Source organism: Flavobacterium sp. (assembly GCF_040402895.1).
Classification (GTDB): Bacteria; Bacteroidota; Bacteroidia; order Flavobacteriales; family Flavobacteriaceae; genus Flavobacterium.
The window spans coordinates 1-25,160 of record NZ_JBBALR010000001.1; the positions used below are offsets into that span (position 1 = coordinate 1).

At 31.7% G+C, this 25,160-nt stretch carries 26 protein-coding genes; 2 read left to right on the top strand and 24 right to left on the bottom strand.

Annotated features, from left to right (window positions below):
* Positions 1 to 201: 201 nt before the first annotated feature.
* Positions 202 to 1,434 carry an ABC transporter permease gene (locus ABWP60_RS00005; RefSeq protein WP_353146763.1) on the bottom strand — a complete coding sequence of 411 codons (1,233 nt, stop codon included), beginning with the start codon at positions 1,432 to 1,434 and terminating at the stop codon, positions 202 to 204.
* A gap of 11 nt (positions 1,435 to 1,445) precedes the next feature.
* Between ABWP60_RS00005 and ABWP60_RS00010 the strand changes: the two genes are divergently transcribed.
* Complete coding sequence (locus ABWP60_RS00010) at positions 1,446 to 2,672, top strand: exo-beta-N-acetylmuramidase NamZ family protein (protein ID WP_353146766.1); 1,227 nt, start codon at positions 1,446 to 1,448, stop codon at positions 2,670 to 2,672.
* A 1-nt stretch (position 2,673) separates the two neighbouring features.
* Here ABWP60_RS00010 and ABWP60_RS00015 read toward each other — a convergent pair whose 3' ends face one another.
* Complete coding sequence (locus tag ABWP60_RS00015) at positions 2,674 to 3,168, bottom strand: YkgJ family cysteine cluster protein (protein ID WP_353146769.1); 495 nt, start codon at positions 3,166 to 3,168, stop codon at positions 2,674 to 2,676.
* An 84-nt stretch (positions 3,169 to 3,252) separates the two neighbouring features.
* Between ABWP60_RS00015 and ABWP60_RS00020 the strand changes: the two genes are divergently transcribed.
* A complete protein-coding gene (locus tag ABWP60_RS00020) occupies positions 3,253 to 3,960 on the top strand; it encodes a class I SAM-dependent methyltransferase (protein ID WP_353146772.1) in 708 nt (235 codons plus the stop codon).
* A gap of 170 nt (positions 3,961 to 4,130) precedes the next feature.
* Here ABWP60_RS00020 and ABWP60_RS00025 read toward each other — a convergent pair whose 3' ends face one another.
* From ABWP60_RS00025 to secY, 22 genes are all read right to left on the bottom strand, one after another.
* On the bottom strand, positions 4,131 to 4,763 hold the full coding sequence (locus ABWP60_RS00025; RefSeq protein WP_353146775.1) for a 7-carboxy-7-deazaguanine synthase QueE: 633 nt from the start codon (positions 4,761 to 4,763) through the stop codon (positions 4,131 to 4,133).
* A 137-nt stretch (positions 4,764 to 4,900) separates the two neighbouring features.
* Positions 4,901 to 6,592, bottom strand: coding sequence for a tetratricopeptide repeat protein (locus ABWP60_RS00030; protein WP_353146777.1), 1,692 nt, complete (start codon positions 6,590 to 6,592; stop codon positions 4,901 to 4,903).
* A gap of 9 nt (positions 6,593 to 6,601) precedes the next feature.
* Positions 6,602 to 7,489, bottom strand: coding sequence for a PstS family phosphate ABC transporter substrate-binding protein (locus tag ABWP60_RS00035; RefSeq protein ID WP_353146779.1), 888 nt, complete (start codon positions 7,487 to 7,489; stop codon positions 6,602 to 6,604).
* A 239-nt stretch (positions 7,490 to 7,728) separates the two neighbouring features.
* Complete coding sequence (locus ABWP60_RS00040; protein WP_353146782.1) at positions 7,729 to 8,547, bottom strand: energy transducer TonB; 819 nt, start codon at positions 8,545 to 8,547, stop codon at positions 7,729 to 7,731.
* Positions 8,548 to 8,568: 21 nt separating this feature from the next.
* Complete coding sequence (locus ABWP60_RS00045; RefSeq protein WP_353146785.1) at positions 8,569 to 9,141, bottom strand: ExbD/TolR family protein; 573 nt, start codon at positions 9,139 to 9,141, stop codon at positions 8,569 to 8,571.
* An 18-nt stretch (positions 9,142 to 9,159) separates the two neighbouring features.
* Positions 9,160 to 9,801 (bottom strand): ExbD/TolR family protein, encoded by a 642-nt coding sequence (locus ABWP60_RS00050; protein WP_353146788.1) that lies wholly within the window; start codon positions 9,799 to 9,801, stop codon positions 9,160 to 9,162.
* Positions 9,802 to 9,840: 39 nt separating this feature from the next.
* The gene (locus tag ABWP60_RS00055; RefSeq protein ID WP_353146791.1) at positions 9,841 to 10,665 is read right to left on the bottom strand and encodes a MotA/TolQ/ExbB proton channel family protein; all 825 of its coding nucleotides are present in this window, start codon (positions 10,663 to 10,665) and stop codon (positions 9,841 to 9,843) included.
* Between the two features lie 365 nt (positions 10,666 to 11,030).
* On the bottom strand, positions 11,031 to 12,386 hold the full coding sequence (locus ABWP60_RS00060) for an FAD-dependent oxidoreductase (protein WP_353146794.1): 1,356 nt from the start codon (positions 12,384 to 12,386) through the stop codon (positions 11,031 to 11,033).
* Positions 12,387 to 12,435: 49 nt separating this feature from the next.
* Positions 12,436 to 13,515, bottom strand: coding sequence for an agmatinase family protein (locus tag ABWP60_RS00065; protein WP_353146797.1), 1,080 nt, complete (start codon positions 13,513 to 13,515; stop codon positions 12,436 to 12,438).
* A gap of 10 nt (positions 13,516 to 13,525) precedes the next feature.
* A complete protein-coding gene (gene kynU, locus ABWP60_RS00070) occupies positions 13,526 to 14,803 on the bottom strand; it encodes a kynureninase (RefSeq protein WP_353146800.1) in 1,278 nt (425 codons plus the stop codon).
* A gap of 107 nt (positions 14,804 to 14,910) precedes the next feature.
* On the bottom strand, positions 14,911 to 15,960 hold the full coding sequence (gene queA, locus ABWP60_RS00075; RefSeq protein ID WP_353077972.1) for a tRNA preQ1(34) S-adenosylmethionine ribosyltransferase-isomerase QueA: 1,050 nt from the start codon (positions 15,958 to 15,960) through the stop codon (positions 14,911 to 14,913).
* A 256-nt stretch (positions 15,961 to 16,216) separates the two neighbouring features.
* A complete protein-coding gene (locus tag ABWP60_RS00080; protein WP_353146803.1) occupies positions 16,217 to 17,503 on the bottom strand; it encodes a citrate synthase in 1,287 nt (428 codons plus the stop codon).
* 219 nt (positions 17,504 to 17,722) lie between these two features.
* Positions 17,723 to 19,015 (bottom strand): phosphopyruvate hydratase, encoded by a 1,293-nt coding sequence (eno, locus tag ABWP60_RS00085; RefSeq protein ID WP_353146805.1) that lies wholly within the window; start codon positions 19,013 to 19,015, stop codon positions 17,723 to 17,725.
* Between the two features lie 103 nt (positions 19,016 to 19,118).
* Complete coding sequence (gene carA, locus ABWP60_RS00090) at positions 19,119 to 20,228, bottom strand: glutamine-hydrolyzing carbamoyl-phosphate synthase small subunit (protein ID WP_353146807.1); 1,110 nt, start codon at positions 20,226 to 20,228, stop codon at positions 19,119 to 19,121.
* 150 nt (positions 20,229 to 20,378) lie between these two features.
* The gene (gene rplQ, locus ABWP60_RS00095) at positions 20,379 to 20,870 is read right to left on the bottom strand and encodes a 50S ribosomal protein L17 (protein ID WP_353146810.1); all 492 of its coding nucleotides are present in this window, start codon (positions 20,868 to 20,870) and stop codon (positions 20,379 to 20,381) included.
* A gap of 61 nt (positions 20,871 to 20,931) precedes the next feature.
* A complete protein-coding gene (locus tag ABWP60_RS00100) occupies positions 20,932 to 21,924 on the bottom strand; it encodes a DNA-directed RNA polymerase subunit alpha (RefSeq protein ID WP_291241516.1) in 993 nt (330 codons plus the stop codon).
* 21 nt (positions 21,925 to 21,945) lie between these two features.
* On the bottom strand, positions 21,946 to 22,551 hold the full coding sequence (gene rpsD / locus ABWP60_RS00105) for a 30S ribosomal protein S4 (protein WP_353079293.1): 606 nt from the start codon (positions 22,549 to 22,551) through the stop codon (positions 21,946 to 21,948).
* An 87-nt stretch (positions 22,552 to 22,638) separates the two neighbouring features.
* A complete protein-coding gene (gene rpsK / locus ABWP60_RS00110; protein WP_091314282.1) occupies positions 22,639 to 23,022 on the bottom strand; it encodes a 30S ribosomal protein S11 in 384 nt (127 codons plus the stop codon).
* Positions 23,023 to 23,030: 8 nt separating this feature from the next.
* Positions 23,031 to 23,405 carry a 30S ribosomal protein S13 gene (gene rpsM, locus ABWP60_RS00115; RefSeq protein WP_353146814.1) on the bottom strand — a complete coding sequence of 125 codons (375 nt, stop codon included), beginning with the start codon at positions 23,403 to 23,405 and terminating at the stop codon, positions 23,031 to 23,033.
* 2 nt (positions 23,406 to 23,407) lie between these two features.
* Complete coding sequence (gene ykgO / locus ABWP60_RS00120) at positions 23,408 to 23,524, bottom strand: type B 50S ribosomal protein L36 (protein WP_002987490.1); 117 nt, start codon at positions 23,522 to 23,524, stop codon at positions 23,408 to 23,410.
* A 70-nt stretch (positions 23,525 to 23,594) separates the two neighbouring features.
* Positions 23,595 to 23,810, bottom strand: coding sequence for a translation initiation factor IF-1 (gene infA, locus ABWP60_RS00125; protein ID WP_091314296.1), 216 nt, complete (start codon positions 23,808 to 23,810; stop codon positions 23,595 to 23,597).
* 6 nt (positions 23,811 to 23,816) lie between these two features.
* On the bottom strand, positions 23,817 to 25,160 hold the full coding sequence (secY, locus tag ABWP60_RS00130) for a preprotein translocase subunit SecY (RefSeq protein ID WP_353146818.1): 1,344 nt from the start codon (positions 25,158 to 25,160) through the stop codon (positions 23,817 to 23,819).

A 25,160-nucleotide genomic window follows, 5' to 3' on the forward strand; every position in this document is an offset into this window, starting at 1 on the left:
CTAACCTTATAATAATCTTTTTTTAAAGTATTTTCTTAACTATTGAAAAACAAGAGGTTACATGTAAATGTTTTTTGATAAGAAAAATAAGTAGCGTAATGTATCTAAAAAAATTAGCTAAATAAGACAGAAAAGAGCAACAACCTTTTTGTGTTTTCGAAAGGTACTAACAAAAAAATCGAGTAGATTAGGAAGTTGGTGTTAAAAAAACTTCAACGCTTTAATTGGTGATATTTTTGTAATTAGGTAAGATGGAATTAATAAAATCAATACACATATTAAAATAGTACCTAAATTTAAAAGTGCTATATGTAAAAAATTAATATCAACCGGAGCCGAAGACACGTAATAACTTTCTGGATTGAGTTTAATAATTTCGAACTTCTTTTGAATAAATAATAATACAATTGCAATTCCATTACCCCAGAGTAATCCTCTTGAAATTAAATGTGCAGCGTTATATAAAAATATTTTTCTGACAGACCAATTATTAGCGCCAAGTGCTTTTAACATTCCAATTAGTTGAGTGCGTTCGAGAATTAATACCAAAAGGGCTACTACCATATTTATTGTTGCAACACCAATCATAATGATTAAAATGACTAGAATATTGAAATCGAAAAGCTTTAACCATTCGAAAATACTAAAATATTTTTCAGCAATAGATACACTATTAAATGTAGGCGGTATGTTTTTGTAAATTTCTTGTGCATGCTGATCTAATTTTGAAAAGTCGTCTATAAAAATTTCATACGCACCAAACTGATTGGGCTGCCACTTATTTATACGTTGCAGATGTTGTATATTCCCTATTATATAAGAGGAATCGAATTCTTGAAAACCTGAATTATAGATTCCGGCAATTTTAAACTTTCGTACACTTGGCAATTTGCCTTGTTCTTTCATAAAAAAAGTATGAAATGAATTGCCAACTTTCAATTTTAATCGATTTGCTAAAAACTGAGAAATCAACACTTCATTAATATCGCCATCTTTATAAGTTGGTATTTTTCCTTCTACTAAAAATTCTTCTAAATTTCGCCATTGATAAGTTGCATCTACACCTTTAAATACAATACCTTCCACATTCGTTTCCGTCCTAATTAGAGCGCCTTTTGTAATAATGGGTTGTACATGTGTTATAAATCCATTTTTTTTTAGTTGAGAAACAGTAAGCAATTTAGAATCAATTGGTTCAGCAGTAATTTGAGACTGGTTGTCATCGAAATTTGAGACTATAATGTGCCCGTTAAAAGCAGCTACTTTTTCGCGAATTTTTTGTTGCAATCCTATACCTGTAGCCACAGAAATGATCATCATAAAAATACTTAAGGCAATAGCCAAAATAGCGATTTTTATAATTGGTGAAGAAACATTACTTTTATAACTTTTAGAAACTATAAGTCGTTTCGCAACAAAATATTCTAAATTCAAAATATACTTTTATGAAATTTGAGTTCAAAAATACGTTTTTATTTATTTTAATACTATTATTTTCTTTTGGATGTTCTTCTGTGAAAATGTCAAAAGTCAAAAGTCAAAAGTCAAAAGCAACCGAAACAACAAATCAAAAAATCAAAAACTTAGCCCTAAAAACAGGTGCTGAAAACTATAATGCCTATTTACCTATATTTGAGAATAAAAAAATTGGAATTGTTACAAATCCTACTGGAATTGTTGAAAACAAAAAACACTTGGTTGATTTTCTTTTAGAAAATAAAGTTGATTTACAAAAAATCTATGCTCCTGAACATGGATTTAGAGGAACCGCTGACGCAGGCGAAGTTATTAAAGATGGTAAAGACATAAAAACCAATTTACCTATTATTTCTTTATATGGAAATAATAAAAAACCTAAACCCGAACAGTTAGAAAATATTGATATTATTGTTTTTGACATACAAGATGTAGGTGCACGATTTTATACTTATATATCTACTTTGCATTATGTGATGGAAGCTTGCGCAGAAAATAATATTGAACTTTTAGTTTTAGACAGGCCGAATCCAAATGGAAGTATTATTGATGGACCCGTATTAGAAATAGATCAAAAAAGTTTTGTTGGCATGCACCCCATTCCTGTTTTACATGGTATGACTATTGGTGAATATGCAAAAATGATTAATGGAGAAAAATGGTTAGCAAATGGTGTAACGTGTAATTTAACCGTAATTCCTTGTTCCAATTACAAAAGAGATATGTCGTATAGTTTACCTGTGAAACCCTCGCCAAATTTACCAAATGATCAATCCATAAATCTATATGCAAGTTTATGTTTTTTTGAAGGCACTAATGTAAGTGTTGGAAGAGGCACAGAAAAACAATTTCAAATTTACGGTTCACCATTTTTACTGAAAACAGAATTTTCATTTACGCCACAACCTAATTTTGGAGCAAAAGAACCGATGCATAAAGATATTTTATGTTTTGGAGAAGATTTGTCTAAAATCAAAAAAGTGAATCGTTTAGAGTTGAAATGGCTAATAAAAGCATATGCCAATACTTCTGATAAAGCTATCTTTTTTAATGATTTTTTTACCAAATTAGCAGGAACTAAATTGCTTCAAAAGCAAATTGAAAGTGACCTATCCGAGAAAGAAATTAGACATTCATGGGAAACTAATTTGAATGCTTTTAAGGAAATGAGAAAGAAATATTTAATTTACAACTAAATTACAAAGGTAGTTTTGCTTTCATCTTCTCCACAATATTAAAAGCGGCAGGACATATGGCAACGTTTAGCAAAGTTAAATCGGTAATTTGATTGAACTTTTTTCTATCGGTATGCGGAAATTCTCTACACGCTTTTGGTCGAACATCGTAGATAAAACACTTATTATCAGAATCTAAAAACGTACATGGAACTGATTTCAACACATAATCATTATCTTCATCTACACGTAAAAACTGATTAATGAATTGTTGTGGTTTCTGCTTAAAATGTTTGGAAATTCTTTCCACATCTGCATCTGTAAATAGTGGTCCAGTAGTTTTACAACAATTGGCACATTCTAAACAATCGGTTTTTTTAAATTCGGCATCATGCAAATCTTGCATCACATAATCTAAATTTTTAGGCACCCGTTTTTTTAACCTATCGAAATATTTTTTAGTTTCAATATGTGTATCTTTGGCTAACTTTTGAATTTCGTTTAATGATGGTTTCATTATTTATTTGTCTGAATGAACTACAAAGTTACGATTTTGAATATAGATTTAAGAATAACGAATGTTGAATTTTGAAATAGAACTATGAAAGACCTTTTCGGAAAAGCCATTTTAGATTATCAAACGAAAGATGCATCAGAAGATTTAATTACCGAAACGTCAATTTCTGAAGCTGATGAAATGCCTGTTTCTTATTTGTTTAGAACCTATAATGAAATGCCAAAATTGGAACAAAAAGCGTTACAATTAGCAAAAGGAAATGTTTTAGATGTAGGTTGTGGTGCTGGAAGTCATTCATTAGCATTACAAAACGAAAGAAATCTAGAGGTTACTGCTATTGATATTTCGGAAAATGCCGTGAAAGCATGTCATCATAGAGGTCTGAAAAATGTTTTTGTAATGCATCTTTTAGATTTAAACCCATCAACCAAATTTGACACCATACTACTTTTAATGAATGGCACAGGAATCTTTGGAACATTAAAAGAAACAGACAACTATTTACAAAAATTAAAATCGTTACTAAATAAAAATGGTCAGATATTAATAGACTCTTCTGATTTAATTTACATGTATGATCAAGATGAAGAAGGTGCCTATAGCATTCCTGCAGATGGCTATTATGGCGAATTGACTTTTACGGTACACTACAAAGGTGAAACAGAAGACACTTTTCCTTGGTTGTATTTGGATTACAATACCCTTCAAAATGCAGCAATTGCAAATGGTTTAAATTGTGAATTAGTTTTAGAAGGCGATCATTTTGATTATTTGGCAAAACTTTCATTGTAAGTTTCAATAAAAAAATTCCAAATTCCAATACTTAAAATCCGAAAAAACACAAAATCTATTTTTTGAAACACAGATCAAAGAAATTTTAAAAATCTGTTGAATCCGTGTTGAAAAATAGTAAAAATATAAGTTTCAATTTTGGAATTTGTAATTTTTAATATTGGAATTTATTACGGTATATTCAAATATTTATGAGTTTGTAGAGATACTCGCCATTTTGGATTGTTCATTACATACTCAACAATTAGCGGTGTCATTTCTTCTTTTTTACTCCATTCGGGTTGTAAGAATAAAATGGCATTTTTATTAGTTTTTTCTGCTTGTTCTTCGGCAAAAATAAAATCGTGTTTGTTATGAATAATCACTTTTAACTCGTTTGCTATTGCGTAAGCAGATTCTACTGGTAGTTTATTTTTTTTTGGTGATAAGCAAAACCAATCCCATGTCCCTGTTACATCATAAGCTCCAGAAGTTTCAATATGAACATTTAATCCAGCATTTTTCAATTGCGTGGTTATTGGATTCATATTCCAAGTTAAAGGTTCTCCTCCAGTTATCACAATCGTCTCTGCATATTTTTTTGCATTCGTAATTATATTTTCTACAGCAGTTGGAGGATGTAAATCTGCATTCCAACTCTCTTTAACATCGCACCAATGACAGCCTACATCACAACCCCCCACACGAATAAAGTAGGCTGCAGTTCCGGTATGAAATCCTTCACCTTGAATGGTATAAAATTCTTCCATTAAAGGAAGCATTTCGCCTTTGTCTACTAATATTTGAGTTTCTTTATCAAGCATGTTTTATGTATTGGGTGCAAAGGTAATTTATTTAGTGTAAAAGGGAAAGAGTAAAAGATAAAAGTTAATGAGTTGGAAATATCTCATAAAAAAACCGATAACTTTCGCTATCGGTTTTTAAAATTTCAATGGTATTATTATTTATTTAATGCTTGTAATGATTCTTTTACGAACACATCATTTGGATTAATTTCTGCGGCTTTTTTGAAATTTTCAATCGCTTTAGCTTTATCAGTAGTAGCATAATTTGCTCCAATAAACGAATAGGTCTCAAAAAGATTTTCTTTTACTGCTGCTTTTGCCAATTCTGTTTCGCCTTTTGCAGTTACCGTTTTTACATATCCTTCATAATCTAAAACTGCTTGAGCATTAGCTTCTGGAGTACCAATCACTCTATTCAATTGTCCTTTGTAAAAATAAACATCTTGAGTATTTGGAGAGATTCTGATTGCTTCTGCATAGGCATTATTCGCTTTTACAAATTCTGCAGTTAATGCTGCTTTTTGAGCCGCTGTTTTACTTTCTGCATAGAATAAAATTGAATTTCCTAATAAAAAATTATCTCGACTATAACTTTTTGAATTTGTATTTTTCACCGCCAATTCAAATAATTTTGCAGCTTCTAAATATGCTTTTCCAGAATATAATTTAATTCCAATTTCAGTAAATTCTGTATTTAAATTTGGATTTAATTCTGCTGCTTTTGTTAAATCTGATATAGCTTCATTAAATTTAGTTTGATTAGAAATAATTCCTTTATCATCCATGGAAGTAGCTAATTTTGCTTTAGCCAAATATAAGTAGTCTTTACCATTTATCTTTTTAGCATCTACTTTTAACATATATTCGCTAATAGATTTTATTGCGCCTTCAGGATTTCCGTTTTCAGAATATGCATACCCTAAATATTTAAAAACCTTTGGATTTACTTTGTCAGATTTCTGAATCGCTAGGGCTTCCGCTTCTAATTCTTTCCATTTTTTTGATAAGATTAAGAAATCGGCATACTTCATTTTTGCATCCGTAGAAACATCTGTCAAACTCATATACTTTTTATAATCTTCTAAAGCAGCTGCAATTTTTTCTTCGAAAAGTGATTTTTTTGCATACGCCCAAGCTAAATTAGTTTCTGCTTTTTCACGAAATGCTGGTCCGTAACTTGGATTAATTGCCAATATATCATTAAATGCTTTTAACGCTTCTGGAAAAGCTTGCGCATTTCTTGTGATAATTGCTAATTGCAATGGAGCTCTTAAGGATGTTTTGTCAAGTTCTCCAGCAGTTCTATAAGCCACATAAGCATCGTTAATATTTTTATTGGCAACCAATGCATCACCTAAAGCAATTTGCGCTAAAGCTGATTTTGGATCACTTGCTACTGCTAATTTAGCTGCCGCTAATGCTTTAGAAACATCTGGTGTAACCGATTTTAAATAAGCTTGAGTAATAAAAATTTGTTCTTCAGTATTTTTCTTTTTAGCAATAGCTAATGCTGCCGAAAAATTCGCTTCAGCATTTGAAACTTTTCCATCTAACAACTCTAACTGACCTAAACCAATTAAATTTATATGTCCTGCATCTTTAGCGGATTTACCTTTATCAAAATAAACTTTTGCAGAATCTTGTTTTTCTAACGCTAGATAAACTTGTCCTAAATAAAAGTAATTTTTACCTTTATCTGGCGCTGTTTCAACCATTGATTTTAATGTTTTTCTAGCTTCTGAAAATTTTTCCGCATCGATTGTTTTCTTTACTTGCTCTAAATCTTGAGCATTTACTGCAACTGCAGATAAAATAGTGACAAAACTTGATAAAATAATTGTTCTCATTTTTTCTTTTTATTTCTTTTTATTACTTTTTACAATTCTTATTTCTCTTGTTGGAATTTTAACAGGCACTAATCCAGATTTTAGAATAATTCGCTGTCCAACTTCGCTTTTTACAAAGGAAGCAAAACCCATGCCTAAACCTGTTCTTCCTTGGTAATTTAACAAATATATTTTTCTTATAAATGGAAATTCTTTTGTTTCAATATATGACTGAGTAGGTTTTATCGCTTTTTGAATGCTTTCGCCTACAGCTAAAACTTTAACTTCTTTTATTGTACTTTCTAATTCAATTGATGGATTAAGTAACCAATTTACTCCTACAAAACCTATTGAATTATAGTTTTCAGAAACAAATTTAATAACTTCTAAATTACTTTTTAAAGCCGTTACATTTTTTGACAATGATTTAACATTTGCTTTTTGCATCAAATAACTTAAAGTGCTGGAATTTTCGTTATCAAAAACAAATTGAACATCGGTGTTTTTGCCTTTTAATATTTCAAAAACTTCAGAAACTGTAATTGCAGTTTTTGAAGATTTTTGATTTACGACCAGTGCAATAGCGTCAGTACAAAAAGGCGTGCTTTTGCCAATTACATCAATAGCGTTTAATTTATCTTCTTGTGATTTTGTCAATTCATGTGAAAGAACGGCAATATCAATTTTACGTTGTAATATTAAATTTACTATATCCGAATCTGCTTTAGGAATAAGTTTAATATTGGCTTTTGGATACTTACTTTCAAAAACCAATTCTTGGTCTTCCACAATGGGCAATAAAGATTCGTCTACATATATTTCGGCTTTTCCTTTTACATAAGATTCGTCTTCATAGCTATTTTCAGATTTTTTACATGCGAAAATTACTAAAATAATTAACACAACAATAGCAGTCATTTTTTTTATATTAGTCCTCATCCTCTTTTTTTATTAATCTGTAAAATCTAAAACTAGCGTATAAAACTAATAAACCCCCAAATATTCTTCTTCTTATCATAGCTATTTCTAACGGAAAATTATCCCAAAAAGTAACCAGATAGGCTAAAACTAAATAAAAACAAAATATTAAAAGTCCTAAAATAAACAGAAATCGCTGTTTGGGCGATTTCTGTTTTAATTTATTTAACCAATTCATATTACTCGTTTGCTGTAATTTCAATTGAAATAGGTAATGTATAGTATTGTTTAACACTTCTACCATTGTATACTCCTGGAGTCCATTTAGGAGACTTAGTTAAGATTCTAGTTGCCTCTTTTCCTAAACCTAGTCCTGCAGGACTTTCTTTTACAATTTGAATGTCTCTAATTGAACCATCATCCCAAACCACAAACTTGGCAACAACAGTACCTGTAGTAGTTTCATCAACTTCTGGCAAACGGAATGAACTTGCAATTTGCTTTCTAAAAGCATTCATACCACCTGGAGGAGAAGCCTGAACTTGAACTGAAGTAAAGATTTGGTTGTAATCCGTATCATCACCTTTTTGATCATCTTTAGATAATTCACCTGTTTTTTCAAGATTAGCATTAGCATCCCCTTTGGCTGTTTCTGAACCTGATTTTTTATCTGGATCCACAGGTGGGATTTCATTTTCAACAGTTTTCTTATTTACAACAACTGGTGGTACATTTTTTACAATGTCAACCACAGATTTTACCTTTTTAATAGGCTCGACCTTTTTTTGTTCTAAAATTTTCTTTTCCTCCTTTTTAATTGGAGTTTTCACTTTCTTAAGTTCTACCTTGGTAATTTTTGTTTCTTCCTTATCTTTACTTTTCATTGAAAGATATAAAACATAAACCAATCCAATAAAAAATATGGAAGAGAAAATTAATGCTAAAACGGTTCTCTTTGAACTATTTGTTCGTAATTCGTATGCTCCATAACTTTTATTACGTCCTTCGAATATATTGTCAATTAAACTAGCTTCGCTAAGGTTTACATTTCCACTCATTTTTCTATAATTAAAGTTATATTATTTTATCTTTTTGTCTTCAAGCATTTTTAAATCGCCTGGAGTTACATCAACAATCGAGTAGGAAAAGGGTTTCACTATTGCCATTTCATCAAGAATATCAACTAAATTTTTGTAATTTGCTGATTTACTTGCTTTGATAAGTACAATCATTCCTTGCTTTTTAGTATCGTCTACATGTTCTAAAACATATTTATTGTGCGCAATAAGTGCTTTTCTGATACCTTTTCCACCATAATTATCTAACTTTGGTTTACCATCAATATCTGCATCAACATAAGGAGCATCCGTCATACCAATATAATACACTAACTTATCATTTTTACCTAAAACAACCGTTAATGTTCTCCAAGCTGGAGTCTCTGGTGGATTAGCGTCATCATTGTTTTTAGTATTATCTGGTAAAGCTAAATCCATAGATTGTGGCTTAGACAATGTGGTTGTTAGGATAAAGAAAGTAATTAACAAGAAAGCCAAATCTACCATCGCTGTTAAATCAACTCCTGGATTCGATTTTTTACTTCTTACTTTACCGCCTTTACCGCCACCGCCACCGGTATTTAATTCTGCCATGTTATTTTTTTATTATAATTAAAAATCTTCATCTCTTAGAGAAGTTACTAAATAAAAATCATTCATGTTTTGCTTTTGAAGAATATCAAAAACATTCTTAACAACTGGATATTTTTCTTTAGAACCTCCTTTTATAGCTATTTCAATTTCCTTGATTTTCTCAGCACCTTTAGCTTGTTGTTCCATAACAACTGCTGCATTTGCATAATAAACCCAGTACGACAATTCATTCTCAGAAATATCTCCTTTGTAAGGAATACCAGCTTGAGTACCTGGTTTATTTCTCTCCGCATTTTTTAACGCTAATAAAGACTTTAATTGTTCCAAAGGAACACCGAATGAATCTAATAATGAAAACTCATTTATTTCTTGTGGTGTAAAAGCAATATCATATTTTAATGACATCGCTTCTAAAGCAGCAATTCTGGTTTCTCTATCCGACATTCCAATATATACTGCACTATCACCAACTGTAATAGTAAATAAGTTTCTTTCTGGCAATTTTGCTTTTATGGTTGACGCAGGCGTATCTACTGGCTTAGGCTCAGGTACTTTTGATGTTGCTGTCATGATAAAAAAGGACAATAACAAAAACGCAACGTCACACATGGCCGTCATGTCGATTCTTGTGCTTTTTTTAGATGTTTTTATATTTGCCATTTTACTTTATTTAAACTTTATTATTTATTTAATGAAATCTTAGTTGCCTCCTTTAGCTCTTTTGTAAGCTTGAGAAATTGCGAAACCAGCTTCGTCAATAAAATAAGTTAAAGTATCAATTTTTGAAGTAAAATAGTTGTAAGCGATAACCGCTAAAGTTGAAGTAGAAATACCTGTAGCTGTATTAATTAACGCCTCAGAAATACCATTTGCTAATTCCGCTTGGTCTGGAGTACCTTCTGCTAATCCAGCGAATGCTTTAATCATACCAGATACAGTTCCTAATAATCCTAATAATGTACCAATAGATACTAAAGTAGAAATAATAGTTAAGTGTTTTTCTAACATTGGCATTTCTAATGAAGTTGCTTGTTCTACTTCTTTAGTAATATTTTCAGTAGCTGTATCAACATCTAAACCGTCTTTTTTAACTTGCTCCGATTTTAATAAACCTGCTTTTATAACATTGGCAACAGAACCTTCTTGTTCATCACAAGCAGCAATTGCACCTTGAACATCACCCGTTTTAATTTGCGATAACACTCCTTTAACGAAATTATCTAAATTTCCTTTTCCAGCTGCTTTTTTCAAAACAATAAATCTTTCTACAGAGAAAACGATAGTCATTAATAATAATCCCATTAACACAGGAACAATCATACCTCCTTTAAAAACCATACCCAAATAGTTCCCTGGTAAAGGTTGTCCATTTGGATCACCTTTAATGAAGTTTGCTGGTGCTCCCATTACAAATTTCCATAATAATGCTCCAATAACTATACAAATAACAATAGTTAAAGCTGCAAAAACACTACTTCCTTTGCTTCCTTTGTTCTCTACAGAAACGTTTAAATCCTGTCCCATTTTTTTAAAATTTTTAGTTTGAATTGATTAATTATTTGATTTCAATTTTATTTTGATAGTCGCAAATTTATGTGAATTAGATTTGAAAAAAAAACTAATTTCATAAAATTTATATTAACTTTTTGTAATTATACAACAATCATACCGAAAAAGTAATATGATAAAATTATCTTCAGTATTTATGGGTATTTTTTAATAATTATTCAATAAATTTAAGAAAAATAATATTTTTCTAATGTTAAGAGATTGTAAAGTTTTTTGTGTTCTATTTTATTTTAATTAAAACAAATAGAATTAATGATTCAAAACAATGCAGAGAAGCTAATTTTTTAGTTCTAAATCAAATAAACGTTTTCTAAAAATATTTAATACTTATTTTTTAACAGTTCAATAATTTTATTTTCTACAGTTTTACTGTTCCAATTTTGGTTAATATTTTCCATTTTCAATACTTCTTGCATGATTTCGTTTTGTCTATCGCCAATAGCTAACGCTTCTGAATACGGCTGATGACTAAATGTAACTCGAGAATATAAAGGTACCCACAATTGAGGGTGTTTATCTGAAAACCATTTTTCTATTTTCTTTTGTAACAAGAAATTAGCATCTGCTGTTTTTGAACTCATTTCCATAAAATTTCTATAGGAAAGTTCAGCAATAGCATCTGCATTTGGTTTTCGAGAGTTTTCGTAATCGTTTAATAAATTAGCCCAATCATCTCCATATTTTTTAAACATTTCCTCTAAAACGGTAATATCTTCAAATCCCGCATTCATACCGTGACCATAAAAAGGAACAATCGCATGACAAGCATCACCAATAAGTGCCACTTTATCGCTAAAGGTCCATGGAAAGCACTTCATTGTAACTAAATAACTAGTTGGATTTTTAAAGAAATCTTCTACTAAATTTGGAATTACTTCTTTAGTATCAGGAAAATGACTGGCGAAGAAATTCACTAATTGTTCTTTACTTTTAATGGATTCGAAGGAATTTTCTCCATCATGCGGCATAAAAAGTGTGCAGGTAAAGCTTCCATCTAAATTAGCCAATGCCATTAGCATAAAATTGCCTCTAGGCCAAATATGCAGTGAATTTTTATCTAATTTATGTGTACCATCCGAATTGGCAGGAATATTTAATTCTTTATAACCTACATTTAAAAATTCTTGCGAATAATTAAACATGCTTTGACGCTGCATTTTATGCCTGATTCGAGAAAAAGCCCCATCGGCACCAAAAGTTATATCATAATCATGAGTGGTCCACTCGCCTTTTTCAGAATCACCAATAGAAATCGTTGCTGTTGTCAAATCTACATCCCAAACTTTTTCTTCAAAGAAAAAAACGACTCCAGCTTCTTCGGCTAAATCCACCATTTTTTTATTCAACAATCCCCTTGAAAGGGAATAAATCACTTCGCCGTCTTTTCCATAAAACTGTTCGTTAACAGTATCTTTTTCAGTGTGAATGGCACGTTTTTCAACTGGAATACCAATACTTAAAACTTCTTGATCCAAACCAACATCACGTAACGCTTTTAGACCTCTATCTGATAAAACAAGATTAATAGAACGTCCTGAAAAATTGATTTTTCGAATATCCGGACTTCTATCATACACATGAACAGTATGACCTCTTTTTTTTAGATAAATTCCTAATAAAGTTCCCACTAATCCGGAACCTACTATTGCAATTTTTTTTGGTGTTTGCTTTGACATATACAATATACTACTTATGTAGTTTTATAAAAACGTTTTTGTTTTATTATTAAAACTGAACGCGGCTACCAACGTTTAGTTTTTGTGATTTTGCAAGAATACCACACATGTGAAACAACATTCTTGCTCCTACATTTCCATCCCAATCGTCATTTTCTCCAGGAGCCACTTCCACTAAATCAAAACCAATAATTTCTTTCCCAGAAAGAACCAATAAATTAAATAAATAAGTAGCTTGTTCGAATGAAAAACCCCCTGGAACTGGTGTTCCTGTATTTGGACAATACCAAGGGTACATTCCATCAATATCAAAAGAAATGGTAACTTTTTGTGGTAACTGCGAGATGATTTCTTCACATTGCTGTTTCCAAGTTTGTCCTTCAAATGCTTTCGCTTTCATATCAGCATCCGTGTGGACTATAACTCTTCCTTTGGCTTCTTTTACAATATTTACTTCTTGCTCGCAAAAATCTCTAATTCCGACTTGAACAATTTTTGATACTTGAGGAATTTGTAGGGTGTTATACATTATTGAAGCATGGGAATAAGTAAAGCCTTCGTATGCCACACGTAAATCCATATGAGCATCTAAATGCAAAATACCAAAACTATCATGTTGTGCTGCCAGAGCTTCATAATAACCAAGTGGCGTACTGTGATCACCTCCTAAAAGCGCTACTTTTTTTCCTTTATTTTGCCAAAATATTACTTTTTCTTTTACTTCGGAATGTAACGTTCTGCATGCTGTATTAATTTTATGTAAATCTTCTTGTAAAGAAGGAAACGTTTCTAAATCTTCACCATTTTCAAGAGCTTCAATAATAGGCTGGGCTAAGTCTTTATATTTTTCAGAGTTTTTTGCCCATTGATCTGAAGCTTCATCCATATAAATACCTAATTTCCATAATTCTGGAAAATCTTGATGCAATAAATCAACTTGAAAAGAAGCATCGAAAATAGCTGCAGGACCTTCAGAAGCACCTGCCCCATAACTTACTGTAACTTCCCAAGGCACAGGAATAATAATAATATCAGATTCTTCTGCAGTAAATGGTAATCCAAAAACGGTAGCATCGGCTAAACCAGGTTGTGATGGATCAAAATTTTCTATTTTTTGTTGTTTATTCATTTTGGATATTCTATTTTAATATTCCTTTTTTTAAAATTTGTCCAAAATTATAAATATCTTCAAAAGACGTATAAAATGGAACGGGTGCTAAACGAATAACATTAGGCTCGCGCCAATCTGTAATTACACCATTTTGCATTAAATAAGTAAATAATTCTTTTCCTTGTCCGTGTAAATATACTGACAACTGACAACCTCTTTCGGATTGATTTGAAGGCGTGATGACTTCAAAATTCGCTTGTGGAATTTCCTTATCTATTTCATGTAGAATAAATTCTAGATAAGAAGTAATAACATTTCTTTTTGCAATTAATTTTTCCATACCTACTTGGGCAAACATTTCGACAGTTGCTAAATAGGGCGCTAAAGATAAAACCGGTAAATTACTAACTTGCCAGCCATTTGCACCTTCAACAGCATCAAAATTAGGTTCCATTAAAAAACGACGTAATTTATTGTGACCGTACCATCCTGCAAATCGATTTAAGTCTTTATTTGTATGATGTTTTTCGTGTACAAAGTAACCCGAAGCATTTCCTGGACCTGAATTCATGTATTTATAACTACACCAAGCGGCAAAATCAATATTCCAATCGTGTAAATTTAATTCAATATTTCCTGCAGCATGTGCTAAATCCCAACCTACAAGTGCACCTGCTTTATGTCCAGTTGCGGTGATAGTTTTCATATCGAAAACTTGACCTGTATAATAGTTAACTCCACCTATAAAAACAAGTGCTAACTCGTCTCCTAATTCTTCAATTTTTGCTATAATATCTTCTGAACGAGTGGTTAATTCACCATCTCTGCGTTTGATTTCAACAATAGCATCTTTTGGATCAAAGCCGTGAAATTTCACCTGACTTTGCAACATATATTGATCCGAAGGAAAGGCTTTTTCTTCACAAAGAATTTTAATTCTCTTGCCTTTTGGTTGGTAAAAAGAAACTAAAAGTAAATGTAAATTCACAGTTAATGTATTCATTACACCAACTTCTGAAGGCTTTGCTCCTACAATTTTTGATAAGGGTTCGCAAAATCTTTCATGATAATCCCACCATGGCTTTTCCGAATAAAAATGACCTTCTACAGCCATATTTGCCCAATCATCCATAATATCATCCACATATTTTTTGGTGATTTTTGGTTGTAATCCTAATGAGTTTCCAGTAAAATAAATTACATTTTGATTATTATGTTGAGGAAAATAAAATTCGTTTTTATACGATTTTAATTCATCCTTTGCATCTAAGCTTATTGCGAATTCTCTAGTATTTTGAAAGTTCATGTTTAGTAGGTATTAAAGCGTAAAAGTAACAAAAAAATAAGATATAAAAAACCCAACATTTCGTTGGGTTTATATTTTAAAAATCTAAAATAAGTTCAGTTAATCAATTATAAAATTAACATCGCATCACCGTAAGAGTAGAAATTATATTTTTCTTTTATGGCAATTTCATATGCTTTTTTCATTAAATCATGTCCACAAAATGCAGAAACCATCATTAAAAGTGTAGATTTTGGTGTATGAAAGTTAGAAACCATCGCATCTGCTAAACTAAAATCGTATGGCGGATAAATAAATTTATTTGTCCAACCTGAATATGGATTTAACGTTCGCATAGAAGATACTGTACTCTCCATCGCACGCATAGATGTAGTACCGATACAACAAACTTTATTTTTTTTAGTTCTGGCTCCGTTAATAATATCACACGCTTCTTGTGTAACCACCATTTCTTCAGAATCCATTTTATGTTTTGATAAATCTTCCACTTCAACTGGATTAAAAGTACCCAATCCTACGTGTAAAGTAACTTCCGCAAAATTAATTCCTTTAATTTCAAGACGTTTCATTAAATGCTTAGAAAAATGCAATCCGGCAGTTGGTGCGGCTACAGAACCTTCTTCTTTCGCATAAATTGTTTGATAACGTTCCGCGTCTTCTGGAGTTACTTCACGATTAATATATTTAGGGATAGGTGTTTCTCCTAACTCAATTAATTTTTCTCTAAATTCCTCATAAGAACCATCATATAAAAAACGTAATGTTCTTCCACGGGAAGTTGTATTATCAATAACTTCAGCAACCAACGAATCGTCGTCGCCAAAATACAATTTATTTCCAATTCTAATTTTACGAGCTGGGTCTACTAAAACATCCCACAAACGTTGCTCTGCATTTAATTCTCTTAATAAGAAAACTTCAATTCTTGCACCCGTTTTTTCTTTATTACCATACAAACGAGCAGGAAAAACCTTAGAATTGTTTAACACCATTACGTCTCCATCATCAAAATAGTCAATAATATCTTTAAACATCTTATGTTCTATTTCTCCGGTTTTTCTATGAATCACCATTAAGCGAGATTCATCTCTATTTTCTGAAGGAAATTCTGCTAGTAATTCTTCTGGTAAATTGAACTGGAAGTGTGATAATTTCATATTTTGAGTTTAAGAGATTATGATTTAAAACTTGTTAGATTTTTAAACCGTGTGCAAATATACGATTGTGAGATAGGCGATGTCAAGTAAAAACGTATATATTTTTAAATTCATCACAAAGACGGCAATTCGCAAGGTATATTTAATGAACAAAGTAAGTAAACTTATAGAAAATCAAATTTCACCCGTAAAATACTTATTGAAAATTACAAATAAGTTGAAATAAAAAAGTCCCGAAAAATCGGGACTTTTAATTTTATTTTCTGTCTTCAAACTTAAGAAACTCTCTTAAAGGATGGCCTGTATACACTTGTCTTGGACGACCAATAGGTTCTTTGTTTATTCGCATTTCTTTCCATTGTGCAATCCAACCTGGTAAACGACCAATTGCAAATAAAACCGTAAACATATCTGTAGGAATTCCTAAAGCACGATATATAATACCCGAATAGAAGTCAACATTTGGATATAATTTTCTTTCTACGAAATACGGATCTACTAAAGCAGATTCTTCTAATTTTTTGGCTATAGCTAAAATTGGGTCATTCACACCTAACTCAGCTAAAACTTCATCAGCCGCTTTTTTAATGATTTTGGCTCTCGGATCAAAATTCTTATATACTCTATGCCCAAATCCCATTAATCGGAATTCATCATTTTTATCTTTTGCTTTTGCTAAATATTTATCCGCATCGCCACCATCTTTTTGTATGGCTTCTAACATTTCTAAAACAGCTTGATTAGCACCACCATGTAGTGGTCCCCATAACGCTGAAACACCTGCAGAAATTGATGCAAATAATCCAGCATGAGATGAACCTACCATACGAACTGTTGATGTTGAACAGTTTTGCTCATGATCTGCATGTAAAATAAACAATTTATCTAAAGCAGCTACTACTGTTGGATTAACATTGTATGGTCCCGTAGGTAATTTAAACATTAATTGCATAAAATTATCTACATACCCAATAGTATTGTCATAATAGTTTAATGGGAATCCCATGCTTTTTCTGTATGTCCAAGTTGCTAAAACAAGGAATTTACCCATAGTTTTACAAATGGCTTCATACATTTCTTTTTCATTTTCAACATTTACTACTTTTGGATTAAAAGCCGTAAGTGCACTTGTTAATGCAGATAAAACGCCCATTGGGTGAGCTGTTTTTGGAAAACCATCAATGATGTTTTTCATTTCTTCATTAACTAAAGTATATTTTCGGATGTTGGTTTCAAAATCTGATAGTTGTTCTCTTGATGGTAATTCACCAAAAATTACTAAGTAGGAAACTTCTAAAAAACTTGTTTTATCTGCTAAATCTTCTATAGAATACCCTCGATATCTTAAAATTCCTTCTTCACCATCAAGAAAGGTAATATCACTTTTACAAACTCCTGAATTTTTATAACCTGGGTCGTAAGTAATTACGCCTGATAAATCTCTTAATTTACTAATATCAATAGCCGTTTCGTTTTCGCTTCCCACCAAAATAGGAAGTTCAAATTTGTTACCATTAATCTCTATAATTGCATTTTTTGACATGATAATATGTATATTTTATAAGTATAACAATCTTAGATGCGAATTTAATCAATAATTTTTGAATTTTAAAATTAATATATAGTTAAATTACACAGTAGGTATATATAAATTTATTAAAGAAAAAAGTAAAAAAAACACCTTAAAGGTTATTGAAACCTTTAAGGTGTTATATATAGTATATTCATAAAATGCTGAAACGAGTTCAACAAAGTAAAAGTTTTATTTTACTTTAAAAGCATTAGCACCTGGAAAGTACGCTACTTCGTTTAATTCTTCCTCAATACGCAACAATTGATTGTATTTTGCCATACGATCTGAACGAGAGGCTGACCCTGTTTTAATTTGTCCACAGTTTAACGCCACAGCTAAATCTGCAATTGTATTATCTTCTGTTTCGCCAGAACGATGACTCATCACAGAAGTATACCCTGCATTATGAGCCATATTAACAGCTGCAATTGTTTCAGATAACGTACCGATTTGGTTTACTTTAATTAAAATTGAATTGGCGATTCCTTCATTGATACCACGAGAAAGTCTATCTACGTTTGTTACAAATAAATCGTCACCTACTAATTGTACTTTGTTACCAATTTTATCTGTTAAGTACTTCCAACCACTCCAATCGTCTTCATACATACCATCTTCAATAGAAATAATTGGATATTTTGAAGCCAATTCAGCTAAATAATCGGCTTGTTCTTCAGACGTTCTGATTTTTCCACCAGCACCTTCAAATTTTGTATAATCGTATTTTCCATTTACATAAAACTCTGAAGCGGCACAGTCTAAAGCTATCTTAACATCCTCACCAAAAGAATAACCCGCAGTTTCCACTGCTAGTTTAATCGTATCCAAAGCATCTTCTGTTCCACCAGCTAAATTGGGTGCAAAACCCCCTTCGTCACCAACTGCTGTTGATAAGTTTCTGTCGTGTAACACTTTTTTCAGGTTATGAAAAATTTCCGTTCCCATTTGCATGGCGTGCGTAAATGAAGTAGCTTTTACAGGAATAATCATAAATTCTTGAAAGGCAATAGGCGCATCTGAATGTGATCCACCGTTGATAATATTCATCATTGGAACGGGTAATGTATTTCCCGAAACACCTCCTACATATCTATATAAAGGCATGCCTAATTCGTTTGCAGCTGCTTTCGCTACCGCTAAAGAAACACCTAAAATAGCATTTGCACCTAAATTAGATTTATTAGGCGTACCGTCTAATTCAATCATCATTTTATCGATAGCGTTTTGTTCAAAAACTGACATTCCTACCAATTCTGAAGCTATAGTTGCATTTACATTTTCAACAGCTTTTAAAACACCTTTGCCCATATAAGCTTTTCCCCCGTCACGTAATTCAACTGCTTCATGTTCACCAGTTGAAGCACCAGATGGAACTGCTGCTCTTCCTAAAATTCCATTTTCTGTAATTACATCAACTTCAATAGTAGGATTACCTCTGGAATCTAATATTTGTCTTGCGTGAACTTTAATTATAATGCTCATATTTATGAATTTTGAATTGTGAATTATAAATTGTGAATTACAAATATATTATTAATTGAGATTGAATGTGTATAAATAATTTAAAATTATCAACGATAACGTTTTAGTTTTTTGATGTTTTGATATTTTCGATAAATTCATCGAATAAATAACTAGAATCGTGAGGTCCAGGACTCGCTTCTGGATGATATTGAACCGAAAAACAGTTTTTTGATTTCATTTTCATACCTGCAACAGTTCCATCATTTAAATGAACATGTGTTAATTCAAAATCAGGATGATTTTCTAATTGCTCTTTATTCACAGCAAATCCATGGTTTTGAGAAGTAATTTCACCCTTCCCTGTTACCAGGTTTTTCACCGGATGATTGATTCCTCTGTGTCCGTTGAACATTTTATATGTAGAAATTCCATTTGCTAAAGCAATTACTTGATGTCCCAAACAAATTCCAAATAATGGTTTGTTTTCAGATAATATATTTTTTGCTACTTCTTGCGCAGATGCTAAAGGATCTGGATCTCCAGGACCATTTGATAAGAAATATCCATCCGGATTAAAGGCTTTCATTTCGCTAAAAGTGGCATTATATGGAAACACTTTAATATAACAATCACGTTTGGCTAAATTTCTTAAAATATTTGTTTTGATTCCTAGATCTAAAGCGGCAATTTTATAAGTTGCGTTTTCATCTCCGAAAAAATAAGGTTCTTTCGTTGAAACTACTGAAGCCAAATCTAAACCTTCCATATTTGGTGCTTGTTCCAATTTTATTTTCAAATCTTCAATTGAAGTGCCGTCTGTAGAAATAATTGCATTCATAGCGCCGTTATCTCTAATATAACTTACTAAAGCACGTGTGTCAACATCAGAAATTACTATTAAATTTTGTTTTTCTAGGTAGTCATACAAACTTTCAGAAGCGTCTACTCGAGAATAATTCATGCTAAAATTTTTACAAACTAATCCAGAAATTTTTACAGAATCTGATTCTACTTCATTAACATTTACGCCATAATTACCTATATGAGCATTGGTTGTAACCATAATTTGCCCAAAATATGAAGGATCAGTAAATATCTCTTGATAGCCAGTTGTTCCGGTATTAAATGCAATTTCCCCAAAAGTTGTACCTGAAATTCCAATTGATTTTCCGTAGAAAATAGTTCCGTCTTTAAGTAACAGTACTGCTTGTTGTTTGTTGTTGTATTTCATCAGTTGTTGTAGTTTTAAAAAATAGATAAGCTTCAAATTTTGAGTTACCTTATTTATATTGCAAAATTACGTTATAGTATTTATAAAAAAAAAGGATAAACAAAAATTTGTTTATCCTTTTTTAATTATTTTAAATCAATGGCTTCATGATTATTCAGAAGCTTCTGTTGTTTCAGTTGATTCAGCAGCAGGAGTTTCTTCCGCTACAGTTTCCTCTGCTTTTTTAGATTTACCTCTACGAGTAGATGCTTTTTTAACTTCTTTTTTAGCAGTTGAATAAATTGTATTAAAATCTACAAGTTCAATCATAGCCATATCTGCGTTATCCCCTAAACGGTTTCCTAACTTAATAATACGAGTATAACCTCCTGGACGATCAGCTACTTTATCAGCTACTTCTCTGAACAATTCTGTTACCGCATATTTACTTCTTAAATAAGAAAAACAAATACGTCTGTTGTGCGTTGTATCTTCTTTTGATTTTGTTACAAGAGGCTCAATAAATTGTTTTAAAGCTTTTGCTTTAGCAACAGTAGTATTGATACGCTTGTGTTCAATTAGAGAACATGCCATATTAGCAAGCATTGCTTTTCTATGACCTGTTTGTCTACTTAAATGGTTGAATTTTTTTCCGTGTCTCATGACGTAATTATTTTATCTTCATCTTGCATCAATCCGCTTTGGAGAGCAAAATATGAATGAATTATTCTTTATCTAACTTGTATTTTGCTAAATCCATTCCAAAAGTAAGGTTTTTATTTGCCACTAACTCATCTAATTCAGTTAGTGATTTTTTACCGAAATTACGGAATTTCATTAAATCGTTTTTATTGAAAGAAACTAGGTCTCCTAATGTATCAACTTCAGCCGCTTTTAAGCAATTTAATGCTCTTACTGATAAGTCCATATCAACTAATTTAGTTTTCAAAAGTTGTCTCATGTGTAATGATTCCTCATCATAGGACTCCGTTTGAGCAATTTCATCAGCCTCAAGCGTGATTCTTTCGTCAGAAAACAACATAAAATGGTGAATCAACGTTTTAGCTGCTTCTGTCAATGCATCTTTAGGATTAATTGAACCATCCGTTTTGATTTCGAAAACTAGTTTTTCGTAATCTGTTTTTTGTTCCACACGGAAGTTTTCAATTGAATACTTCACATTTTTTACAGGCGTGTAAATAGAGTCTGTAAAAATTGTTCCAATTGGAGCATTTGGTTTTTTATTTTCTTCAGCAGGAACATATCCTCTACCTTTTTCGATAGAAAGTTCCATGTTGATAGTTGTTTTGCTATCTAAATTACAAATTACTAAATCTGGATTTAAAACTTGAAAACCAGAAATAAATTTTTGGAAATCACCAGCTGTAATTTGATCTTTACCAGAAAGAGAGATAGAAACTGATTCGTTATCTACATCTTCAATTTGACGTTTGAAACGTACTTGTTTAAGATTTAAGATAATTTCTGTTACATCTTCTACTACACCAGAAATTGTTGAAAATTCATGTTCAACCCCTTCTATTCTTACAGATGTAATAGCAAAACCTTCTAATGCAGAAAGTAAAACTCTTCTTAAAGCGTTACCAACTGTCAATCCATAACCAGGTTCTAAAGGTCTAAATTCGAATTTACCTTCAAAATCGGTAGAATCGATCATGATAACTTTATCGGGCTTTTGAAAATTAAATATTGCCATATCTTCGACTAATGTCAATTATTATTTGTTATACAACTCAACGATTAGTTGCTCTTTAATATTTTCTGGAATTTGAAGTCTTTGAGGAACCGTTACAAACGTACCTTGTTTTGTATCATTATTCCAAGTAATCCACTCATATACAGCAGAATTGTTAGCTAAAGAGCTTTCAATTGCTTCAAGTGATTTAGATTTTTCACGAACTGCAACAACATCTCCAGGTTTTAAGTGGTAAGAAGGTACATTTACCAATTCACCATTTACGGTGATATGTCTGTGAGAAACGAATTGACGAGCAGATCTACGAGTAGGTGCAATACCCATTCTGTACACTACATTATCTAAACGAGCTTCACAAAGTTGTAACAAGATTTCACCTGTTACACCTGAAGCAGCAGCTGCTTTTTCAAATAAATTTCTGAATTGACGCTCTAAAATACCATAGGTATATTTTGCTTTTTGCTTTTCCATTAACTGGACAGCATATTCAGATTTTTTACCTCTTCTTTTTGCCAAACCATGTTGACCAGGAGGATAATTTCTTCTTTCGAAAGCTTTATCTTCTCCGAAAATTGCTTCACCAAACTTACGGGCGATTCTTGTTTTTGGACCAGTATATCTTGCCATTTTACAAATTTTAATTTAAGGTAGGGATTATGAATTAAGGTCTTTCCTTCGATAATCTAAATTCCTACCTTTGTTTTATACTAATTGTTATACTCTTCTTCTCTTTGGAGGACGACATCCATTATGAGGCATTGGAGTAACATCAATAATTTCAGTTACTTCAATTCCACTGTTATGGATTGATCTAATAGCAGATTCTCTACCATTTCCAGGACCTTTAACGTAAACTTTTACTTTTTTAAGTCCAGCTTCAAGAGCTACTTTTCCACAATCTTCAGCAGCCATTTGGGCCGCGTACGGAGTATTCTTTTTAGAACCTCTGAAACCCATTTTACCGGCTGATGACCAAGAAATAACTTCCCCTTTCTTGTTTGTTAAAGAAATGATGATGTTGTTAAAAGTAGCACTAATATGTGCTTCTCCAGAAGACTCAACGATAACTTTACGTTTTTTTGCAGTTGCCTTAGCCATATTATTTACTATTTAGTTGCTTTTTTCTTGTTAGCAACAGTTTTTCTTTTACCTTTTCTTGTTCTCGAGTTGTTTTTCGTTCTTTGACCTCTTAAAGGTAATCCAGCTCTATGGCGAATACCTCTTTGACATCCAATATCCATTAAACGTTTGATGTTTAATGTAATTTCTGAACGTAATTCACCTTCGATTTTAAATGATGAAACCGCTTCACGGATTGCTCCGATTTCGTCATCATTCCAATCAGATACTTTTTTATCTTGGCTTACATTGGCTTTTTCTAAAACCTCTATAGCTCTACTTTTACCCATACCAAAAATGTATGTTAAAGCGATAACTCCTCTTTTGTTTTTTGGGATATCGACCCCTGCTATTCTTGCCATAATTATCCTTGTCTTTGTTTAAATCTAGGATTCTTTTTGTTAATAACGTATAATCTTCCTTTTCTACGCACGATAATACATTCTGCGCTTCTTTTTTTAACTGATGCTCTTACTTTCATCTTAATTTGCTTTATGCTATATGCTTTATGCTTTAAGCTAACTGCTTATTGCCTATCGCCTATGGCTTATTTAATATCTATAAGTAATTCTAGCTTTAGACAAATCATAAGGACTCATTTCAAGTTTAACCTTGTCTCCTGGTAACAACTTAATGTAATGCATTCGCATTTTACCTGAGATGTGAGCAATTACAACATGTCCGTTTTCTAATTCCACTCGAAACATTGCATTAGATAATGCCTCTACAATGCTTCCGTCTTGTTCTATTGCTGATTGTTTTGCCATAATTAATTAAGCGACAGCTTTTCTATTTTTACCACTTTTCATTAAACCATCATAATGTTTGTTTAACAAGTATGAATTGATTTGTTGAATCGTATCGATTGCAACTCCGACCATAATAATTAACGAAGTACCACCATAAAAATAAGCCCATGCACCTTGAACATCTAACAATCCGTGAATAATAGCAGGGAACACTGCAATTAAAGCCAAGAATAATGAACCTGGAAATGTGATTAGAGACATTAACTTATCTAAGAAATCTCCAGTTTCTGCTCCTGGTTTAATACCTGGTATGAAACCTCCACTTCTTTTTAAGTCATCTGCCATTTTATTGGTAGGCACCGTAATAGCGGTGTAAAAATACGTAAAAATAACAATTAATAAGGCAAAAACTACATTATAAACTAAACCGAAAGGATCTTTAAACATATTTGAAATGCTTAAAGCCGTATCAGACTTAGATAATCCAGCTAATGCAGCAGGTATAAACATAATTGCTTGCGCAAAAATAATTGGCATAACACCTGCAGAATTTAACTTTAATGGAATAAATTGTCTATTATCATCCATTGCATCCGATTCGAAATCACCAGAAACTGATCTTCTTGCGTATTGAACCTGAACTTTTCTTAAAGCCATTACTAATAATATAGTAGCTATAATAACTAATAACCAAATAATTACTTCAATAATGATTTTCATTGGTCCACCATTGTTAATTGCAGTTGCAAATTCTTGCATAAATGCTTCTGGCATTCTAGCTAAAATTCCTACCATAATTAATAATGATATTCCGTTACCAATTCCTTTTTCTGTAATTCTTTCTCCTAACCACATTGCGAAAATAGTTCCCGAAACGATTATTAATACGGACCCAAATAAAGGAAAGAAAGAAAAGAAATCTGGATTTACAAATGCTTCAGCAGGTAAGGTTTGTTTTAAATTAAAAATATAACCTGGCCCTTGAACCAATGTGATTGCTATTGTTAACCAACGTGTAATTTGGTTAATAGTTTTTCTACCACTTTCGCCATCTTTTTGAAGTTTCTGTAAATAAGGAATAGCAATCCCCATTAATTGAACTACAATCGATGCAGAGATATAAGGCATAATTCCTAATGCAAAGATAGAAGCTTCCGAGAAAGCACCACCTGTAAATACATTGATTAACCAACCAATACCTCCTTCTGTTTGATTAGAAAGACTTTGCAATTTTGTTGAATCAATACCTGGCAATGTTACTTGTGAACCAAAACGATACACAAGTAAAATTCCAAGAGTAACTAAAATTTTATTTTTTAGTTCTTCTATTTTCCAAACATTGATAAATGATTCTATAAATTTCTTCAT

Bases quoted from the DNA above. Each gene is read 5' to 3' on its own strand.
- ABWP60_RS00020 (WP_353146772.1), top strand. From the start codon at position 3,253: ATGAAAGACCTTTTCGGAAAAGCCATTTTAGATTATCAAACGAAAGAT.
- queA (WP_353077972.1), bottom strand. From the start codon at position 15,960: ATGAAATTATCACACTTCCAGTTCAATTTACCAGAAGAATTACTAGCA.
- rpsD (WP_353079293.1), bottom strand. From the start codon at position 22,551: ATGGCAAGATATACTGGTCCAAAAACAAGAATCGCCCGTAAGTTTGGT.
- ABWP60_RS00055 (WP_353146791.1), bottom strand. From the start codon at position 10,665: ATGGGACAGGATTTAAACGTTTCTGTAGAGAACAAAGGAAGCAAAGGA.
- ABWP60_RS00030 (WP_353146777.1), bottom strand. From the start codon at position 6,592: ATGAGAACAATTATTTTATCAAGTTTTGTCACTATTTTATCTGCAGTT.
- carA (WP_353146807.1), bottom strand. From the start codon at position 20,228: ATGAAATACAACAACAAACAACAAGCAGTACTGTTACTTAAAGACGGA.
- kynU (WP_353146800.1), bottom strand. From the start codon at position 14,803: ATGAACTTTCAAAATACTAGAGAATTCGCAATAAGCTTAGATGCAAAG.
- ykgO (WP_002987490.1), bottom strand. From the start codon at position 23,524: ATGAAAGTAAGAGCATCAGTTAAAAAAAGAAGCGCAGAATGTATTATC.
- ABWP60_RS00080 (WP_353146803.1), bottom strand. From the start codon at position 17,503: ATGTCAAAAAATGCAATTATAGAGATTAATGGTAACAAATTTGAACTT.
- ABWP60_RS00015 (WP_353146769.1), bottom strand. From the start codon at position 3,168: ATGAAACCATCATTAAACGAAATTCAAAAGTTAGCCAAAGATACACAT.
- ABWP60_RS00100 (WP_291241516.1), bottom strand. From the start codon at position 21,924: ATGGCAATATTTAATTTTCAAAAGCCCGATAAAGTTATCATGATCGAT.
- ABWP60_RS00035 (WP_353146779.1), bottom strand. From the start codon at position 7,489: ATGACTGCTATTGTTGTGTTAATTATTTTAGTAATTTTCGCATGTAAA.
- eno (WP_353146805.1), bottom strand. From the start codon at position 19,015: ATGAGCATTATAATTAAAGTTCACGCAAGACAAATATTAGATTCCAGA.
- ABWP60_RS00025 (WP_353146775.1), bottom strand. From the start codon at position 4,763: ATGCTTGATAAAGAAACTCAAATATTAGTAGACAAAGGCGAAATGCTT.
- ABWP60_RS00010 (WP_353146766.1), top strand. From the start codon at position 1,446: ATGAAATTTGAGTTCAAAAATACGTTTTTATTTATTTTAATACTATTA.
- ABWP60_RS00065 (WP_353146797.1), bottom strand. From the start codon at position 13,515: ATGAATAAACAACAAAAAATAGAAAATTTTGATCCATCACAACCTGGT.
- ABWP60_RS00040 (WP_353146782.1), bottom strand. From the start codon at position 8,547: ATGAGTGGAAATGTAAACCTTAGCGAAGCTAGTTTAATTGACAATATA.
- rpsK (WP_091314282.1), bottom strand. From the start codon at position 23,022: ATGGCTAAGGCAACTGCAAAAAAACGTAAAGTTATCGTTGAGTCTTCT.
- rpsM (WP_353146814.1), bottom strand. From the start codon at position 23,405: ATGGCAAGAATAGCAGGGGTCGATATCCCAAAAAACAAAAGAGGAGTT.
- ABWP60_RS00060 (WP_353146794.1), bottom strand. From the start codon at position 12,386: ATGTCAAAGCAAACACCAAAAAAAATTGCAATAGTAGGTTCCGGATTA.
- infA (WP_091314296.1), bottom strand. From the start codon at position 23,810: ATGGCAAAACAATCAGCAATAGAACAAGACGGAAGCATTGTAGAGGCA.
- secY (WP_353146818.1), bottom strand. From the start codon at position 25,160: ATGAAGAAATTTATAGAATCATTTATCAATGTTTGGAAAATAGAAGAA.
- ABWP60_RS00045 (WP_353146785.1), bottom strand. From the start codon at position 9,141: ATGGCAGAATTAAATACCGGTGGCGGTGGCGGTAAAGGCGGTAAAGTA.
- rplQ (WP_353146810.1), bottom strand. From the start codon at position 20,870: ATGAGACACGGAAAAAAATTCAACCATTTAAGTAGACAAACAGGTCAT.
- ABWP60_RS00050 (WP_353146788.1), bottom strand. From the start codon at position 9,801: ATGGCAAATATAAAAACATCTAAAAAAAGCACAAGAATCGACATGACG.